This window comes from Citrobacter sp. Cpo142 (assembly GCF_030332425.1).
In the GTDB taxonomy this organism is placed as follows: Bacteria; Pseudomonadota; Gammaproteobacteria; order Enterobacterales; family Enterobacteriaceae; genus Citrobacter; species Citrobacter portucalensis.
In genome coordinates this window covers 1-6,171 of sequence record NZ_JAOWHW010000146.1, presented here as the reverse complement: position 1 = coordinate 6,171, position 6,171 = coordinate 1, and the positions used below count along the sequence as shown (strand labels likewise).

Genomic DNA, 6,171 nt, shown 5'->3' with positions numbered 1-6,171 from the left:
CTTTAATCTGCTCAACAAGATAGTGATAATGCTGTTGTAATTTCAGCAGTAACTGGCTGAGATAAAGAGGCAAACTACTGTCCTCAAGAAGGGTACTCAGTCGACTAATAACGGCAGCACCTCGCGGAACGCTGATACCAAATTCCAGCAGAAAAGCATGCATCTGATTAGTTGTTTTCACCTTATCCTGAACCAGGGATTCACGGACACGATGCAGAGCTCGCATTGCCTGCTGAGATTCGGTTCTGGGCTGCACGAAACGCATAGATGGACGTGATGCTGCTTCACAGATAGCTTCAGCATCAACGAAGTCATTTTTGTTGCTTTTAACGAATGGGCGGACAAATTGCGGTGATATCAGCTTTGGAAAATGCCCTAACTCTTCCAGCTTGCGTGCCATAAAGTGAGAACCGCCACAGGCTTCCATCGCGATGGTTGTTGCCGGGCATGTCGCCAGAAATTCGATTAGCTTTGGTCGGGTGAATTTTTTACGGTAAACGGCCTTCCCACGATGATCCTGACAATGAATATGGAAAGAGTTCTTACCCAGATCGATACCAATAAGCGCAATGTTTTCCATGATGGTTCTCCGAATGAAAGCCTGTCCTCAGCATAGTACTGGGAAGGAGGGAGTGACCATCTCATTAAATATCCTACGTTAAGTCTGTTTTTTAAGCTGGCCTGACAGGCAGTTTTGAGCGAGGTCCGGACGGGCCAGTAAGGTTACTGGGAAGAAATTGCCATCTGTCCGGGAAGCATCGTAGGTGGTAGTTTTTGTTGAGTCCCATATGTGAACAACATTAAACGGGACCATTCATTATGGTACGTAATGGGAGAAACACGGCAGAATGCTGTTCATAAGAATGAACTGAACAATTGTGACTTTTTTGAAAAGACCCCAAAGAGGGGCCTTTATCATGGTCACATTGGAGATCTTAATATATTCATGATTCCATTTGGACAGTGTCAGTGATAGCCCGGGTTTCCGCCAGATTTTCTGCCAGCGTTCCGCGGCTATGGAACAATGCGCTGGTACCCAGCACGAACATTCCCGCACCCTCCGCAACACATGGCGGGATGGTGTGGTGGCCAATATTCCCGTCGACTTCAATCACCGCATCACTGCCGTGCTCTTTAAGCCAGGTATGCGCAAAGCGAACTTTTTCGTGCATCGCGTCGATGAATTTCTGCCCCGCAAAGCCAGGATTCACAGTCATGATGAGAAGCACATCAATCAGATCCACCACGTACCCCAGAGACTCCACATGCGTGGACGGGTTCAGTGCGACGCCGGCTTTCACCCCGTGACTGCGAATGGTGCTCAGCACACCGTGCAGATGGGTGACCGCTTCGGCATGCACCGTGATAATGTCCGCGCCGGCTTTAACCAGCGGCTCAATGTAGCGCTCCGGTTTATCCACCATCAGATGCACATCGATAGGACGGGTCGTCAGTGGCTTAATAGAACGGATAAAATCAATGCTCAGCGCAAAATTATCGACAAACTGGCCATCCATGATATCGATATGATAGAAATCGATACCCCCTTTCTCCAGTTCCGAGATTTGCCCACCAAGCTGCAGGAAATCGGCACACATCAGGGATGCCCCTAAAAGTCTCATTTAACCACCTCAAAATTTACAGAAGGATCACACACAAAACGCGCCGCGTTAATTTGCTGCATCCGGCGGAAATACCAGATGAACATACCCAGATAGGCTACGACCGCGATAACTGACATCACCACCATCTGCATATCGAGAGATACGCTGGCTTTGGCGATTAACATGGAAAGCATTTTTTCAAGTGGATCAGAGTCCACGGAGGAGAACAGCTGGTCATGCGAGAGCCCTTTCGGGAAGCTGTTCATGGCAATAGACGTCCGGGTCACAAACTCAGCAATCAGCGTGGCGGCCCATAAAAACAGCGGGATCAGCACCGTACCAATCAGGGTCATCCGGATCACCTTACCCTGAGTAATAATCAGCAGCGCCGGGGCCAGTACGGTCAGTAAGATCCCCCCCAGTGGCAGCACCTTATTACCGGGCAGAATGATGGCTGCCACCAGTAACACTGGCGCCAGAATATTCGCCACGGCCCACAGCTCTGCGCGGGACGCCAGAATCGGCCAGTCAATTGCCACATAAATCTGGCGACCTTTGAAGCGTTTTTCCATCATGGTGGCAATGCCGTCTGACAGCGGTTTAATCGCCGGACCAAACCAGTTACCAACCGCACTGAACAGCTCCAGGGAGACCCCGGCCGTAAAGGCCAGCGCAAACAATTCGCTCATTGGCAGTTTGCCAAGAATACCGACAAAGAATCCGAGGTAGACGCCGATGGCGAATTTAGAACCCCAGAAGCCAATTTTTTCGTTCAGCTTTTCAGCATCAAAATCGTACTTATCGATAAATGGAATAAAACGTGAAATAAGTTCATTCACCATCAGGACCGGTGGACAAATCAGTAAAGAAGGGTGTGCAGTAGTGGTAATGCTGCTCTGGTCATATTTCAGCAATTTTTTAATCTGCGGTTGCATCACATCTGAATTAACCAGCATCAGAATATAAATCACACCCACCACAAATGTGGTCAGCACCAGATTATTTTCTGAATAGTACAGCGTCAATAATCCTATTACTGAGATATTCCAGATGTTGAACAAATCGACGTTCAGCGTTTTCACCCGCTTCAGCGAAAGCAGCAGGACATTAATAATGATGCAGACTGTCGCGAAATAAAGCGTGTACATGGAACCCCAGGTGATCACGGCCAGCGGGGCCCACCCTAAGTCCGTAATAGAGAGAGAAACCCCTGTCGATTCAACGAATTTATTCAGTGCCGGTGCGAACGCCCCGGTCAGTAATGAAATCACCGCCCCCATCCCGGTCAGGGCGACCGCCATCAGTATCCCTCCTTCGAGGGCTTTAGATATTTTTACGCGAAATAATAATGAAAGCAGCGTAATGATGAAAAACATCATTGCCGGTGCACCCAACGATATAAACGATGAGAAATAAGAATTCAGTTGCGAAAGCATGTAGGCCACCCTTCCTGAATAACAGGAATAGTTAATACAGAGTTAATATTATTGGTCGTTTAATCAGACGGTAATACTTTCAATAACGGCTTTAACTTCATCCATCGCCGGGATCGCATCGTGACCACCTGCCCGAGAAACTTTAATACCGGCGACAACCTGGGCAAATCGGATCGCATCTTCGATATTACTTTCATCGTCAATCAGATAATTGGCGAGTGCGCCGGCAAAACAGTCACCTGCTCCAACAGTATCGACCGCATTAACCCGCAGCGCTGGAATAAAGACGGATTTCTCATTCTGATAAAGCAGGCAACCATCGCCACCCATTTTAATAATGACGTTTTTCACACCCATTTTGTGAATGATTTTTGCCGCTTCCAGTGCGCTTCTTTCATCATTCACGGTAACACCGGTAATATGGCGGGTTTCACTGCTGTTCGGAACAATCAAATCAGCATAAGGGAAGCATTCCGGGTTAATGCCCTGCACCGGCGCCGGGTCCAGGATCACAAACATACCTTTTGCACGCCCCATGCGCATGGCAGCAAGGACCGATTCCTGGCTGGTTTCCATCTGGATCAGCAAAATCTTTCCGCTGATCTCTTCCAGCGCTTTGCTGACATCTTCCGGACCGAAAGCAAAGTTAGCCCCGAGGTTAACCAGCAGCGTGTTATCGCCGGTCGGCTCAACCAGACCCACACAGGAACCCGTCTTTGCCCCTTCTTTTACGATCATGTACGAATCGTCAATCCGGCGTTTTTTGAGATTCTGACGCAGCTGGCGTCCGGCATCATCATCACCAATACAGCCAATAAAACAGACGTTTTTGCCATAACGGGCAGCGCTGACCGCCTGGTTATTCCCTTTCCCGCCTGCAGTCATCTGAATGGATTTACAGAATGTATTATCCCCACTCTTTGGAAACTCATGGCAGTTCACAATCACATCCATATTGATACTGCCCATGACGACGATATCGTACATAATGACTCCTTATTTCTACTCTCGTTTTAAGGTTGATTCTCTGATAACTAATTCTGGTGTAATGCTCAAATGTTTAATTTCAGTCCTGCCATTGATGAGCTCAATCATGGATTCAATTGAGAGCTGACCAATTTTATTCAGATGCTGATTAACCGAACTGAGTCGTGGCACAAACATCTCATCCATCGACGAGTTATCGTATCCAACCACCAGTAAATCATCGGGTACTTTTATTCCTGAATCCGTACAGGCACGGATGGCACCAAATGCCATGGCATCGTTCGAACAGAACACGCCATCAAATTTTTCACCTTTCCTAATAAATTCCATAAAGGCATGATGACCACCGGGTGCTGTTAAATCACTGTGGATCACCGTGATATTTGTACGACCCGTTTTTGATAAAATGACTTCCGCAAATCCAGCCATACGCTCATTGGCAATGGCGTCGTCAGGAGCCCCCGAAAGCATGACAGGATGCTGACATCCCTTTTCAAACAGGTGTTCAGTTGCAATTCTGCCCCCCGTTCGATGGTCTACCGTCACTGACGAATAATGAGGATCAGAGCCTGAACGGTCTATTGTGATGGTTTTAATGCCATTCTTTTCGAGGTTCTCCAGATCCTTCCCCGTGACCGATAGTGAGTTAATGATGGCGCCACAAACAAAATTACTGCGCATCGAGTTAAGGTAATATTCAACCTTGGTCCGGTCATCACTGCTGTTAAAGAATAGGGTGTTATATCCGTTTTTGTTGGCTTCCTTTTCTATTTCAGATAATAAATCTGAAAAGAACTGGTTGTTTAATGTCGGCAGCATAACGGCAATAAGGTTCGTCCGGCCATGGGACAGATTTTTAGCAATGGAATTCGGTACGTAGCCCATATCATCGATAATCTTCAGAATGTACTTCCGCATATCTTCGCTGATATCAATTTTGTTGTTTATTGCTCTAGATACAGTTGCTACGGATACTCCGGCTTTTTTTGCTATATCTTTAATGGTTGTCATACTTTCTCCGTAACCGGTTACGAAACAATACTACCGGTGTTGTTTTGATGTCAATTGTCTGTTCTGAGGGAAAATGGGCCGTGCCCCACCCAACCCCCTGAAATTCTGGTACAAAACATGATAATCAAAGATTATTGGTATTTCATTTTTTTGATAAGCATCACAAAAAGATCATCAAAGGTGAGAGGCTGGTCCTACCATTCTTCGTTTATGAGGCAATGGCCACTGATTACCCCAAACCGAGGCCTGCAGCATAGTGACTATCAACCTTTACGACATTTTAAGTAGACTGCCAGGAATGGTAGATTGCTATGTCCGCTTGGCACATAGCAGACCGTCCAGTTGAGAGGTTTTGAGCTGTATTTACACTCAAGATTATTGCTGCCCAGCCTTTACCCGGAGTATGGTTTGCCGAGTAGTATTAAATTCCCGCGCAATGGCGCTGATACTTATACCGGAGTTAATCTGTGCAATCACCATAAGTTGCTGTTCTTTTGTCAGTACAGAAGGACGTCCAAATCGTTTTCCAGCCGCTTTTGCTCGCGCGATACCAGAGTGCGTACGTTCAAGCAGCAAATCTCTTTCAAATTCTGCCACCGCTGAGATCACCTGCATGGTCATTTTTCCTGCAGGGCTGGTCAGATCCACCCCGCCCAAGGCCAGGCAATGAACGCGGATATCTGAAGTAGCCAGTTGTTCCACCGTTTTTCTGATATCCATCGCATTGCGCCCCAGCCGGTCGAGTTTAGTAACAATCAACACATCGCCATTTTCCATGCGGTCAAGGGAAGGTGCGAATAAGCAGGTCATGTCTTCCCAAGCTGACTCGTTGATTAAAATTTCGCGGATCTGGGCCGATTTTTTTCCCGCAAACACATCGAATCAGCCTATTTAGGCTATTTTTTCCACCATTTCTGGCGTTATTTCCGGTTTTTACTGAGATCTCTCCCACTGACGTATCATTTGGTCCACCCGAAACAGGTTGGCCAGGGTGAATAACATCGCCAGTTGGTTATCGTTTTTCAGCAGCCCCTTGTATCTGGCTTTCACGAAGCCGAACTGCCGCTTGATGATGCGAAACGGGTGCTCCACCCTGGCACGGATGCTGGCTTTCATGTATTCGATGTTGATGG

At 47.3% G+C, this 6,171-nt stretch carries 5 protein-coding genes and 2 pseudogenes; all 7 read right to left on the bottom strand.

Annotated features, from left to right (window positions below; translation table 11 throughout):
- Nucleotides 1-580, bottom strand: a pseudogene (locus OGY18_RS24440) (IS110-like element IS4321 family transposase); the annotation flags it as partial.
- Between the two features lie 364 nt (nt 581-944).
- On the bottom strand, nt 945-1,622 hold the full coding sequence (gene rpe, locus OGY18_RS24435; RefSeq protein WP_044715392.1) for a ribulose-phosphate 3-epimerase: 678 nt from the start codon (nt 1,620-1,622) through the stop codon (nt 945-947).
- On the bottom strand, nt 1,619-3,040 hold the full coding sequence (locus tag OGY18_RS24430; RefSeq protein WP_044715394.1) for a PTS transporter subunit IIC: 1,422 nt from the start codon (nt 3,038-3,040) through the stop codon (nt 1,619-1,621). The genes rpe and OGY18_RS24430 overlap by 4 nt, the downstream gene beginning before the upstream one ends.
- Before the next feature lie 63 nt (nt 3,041-3,103).
- Nucleotides 3,104-4,027 carry a ribokinase gene (gene rbsK / locus OGY18_RS24425; RefSeq protein WP_044715395.1) on the bottom strand — a complete coding sequence of 308 codons (924 nt, stop codon included), beginning with the start codon at nt 4,025-4,027 and terminating at the stop codon, nt 3,104-3,106.
- 15 nt (nt 4,028-4,042) lie between these two features.
- Nucleotides 4,043-5,038, bottom strand: coding sequence for a LacI family DNA-binding transcriptional regulator (locus OGY18_RS24420; protein WP_044715397.1), 996 nt, complete (start codon nt 5,036-5,038; stop codon nt 4,043-4,045).
- 375 nt (nt 5,039-5,413) lie between these two features.
- Nucleotides 5,414-5,836: pseudogene (locus OGY18_RS24415) on the bottom strand (recombinase family protein); the annotation flags it as partial.
- Nucleotides 5,837-5,971: 135 nt separating this feature from the next.
- Nucleotides 5,972-6,171 (bottom strand): IS5/IS1182 family transposase (locus tag OGY18_RS24410; protein WP_004153308.1); only part of this gene is annotated, 200 nt, incomplete at its 5' end.

Bases quoted from the DNA above. Each gene is read 5' to 3' on its own strand.
- rbsK (WP_044715395.1), bottom strand. From the start codon at position 4,027: ATGTACGATATCGTCGTCATGGGCAGTATCAATATGGATGTGATTGTG.
- OGY18_RS24420 (WP_044715397.1), bottom strand. From the start codon at position 5,038: ATGACAACCATTAAAGATATAGCAAAAAAAGCCGGAGTATCCGTAGCA.
- OGY18_RS24430 (WP_044715394.1), bottom strand. From the start codon at position 3,040: ATGCTTTCGCAACTGAATTCTTATTTCTCATCGTTTATATCGTTGGGT.
- rpe (WP_044715392.1), bottom strand. From the start codon at position 1,622: ATGAGACTTTTAGGGGCATCCCTGATGTGTGCCGATTTCCTGCAGCTT.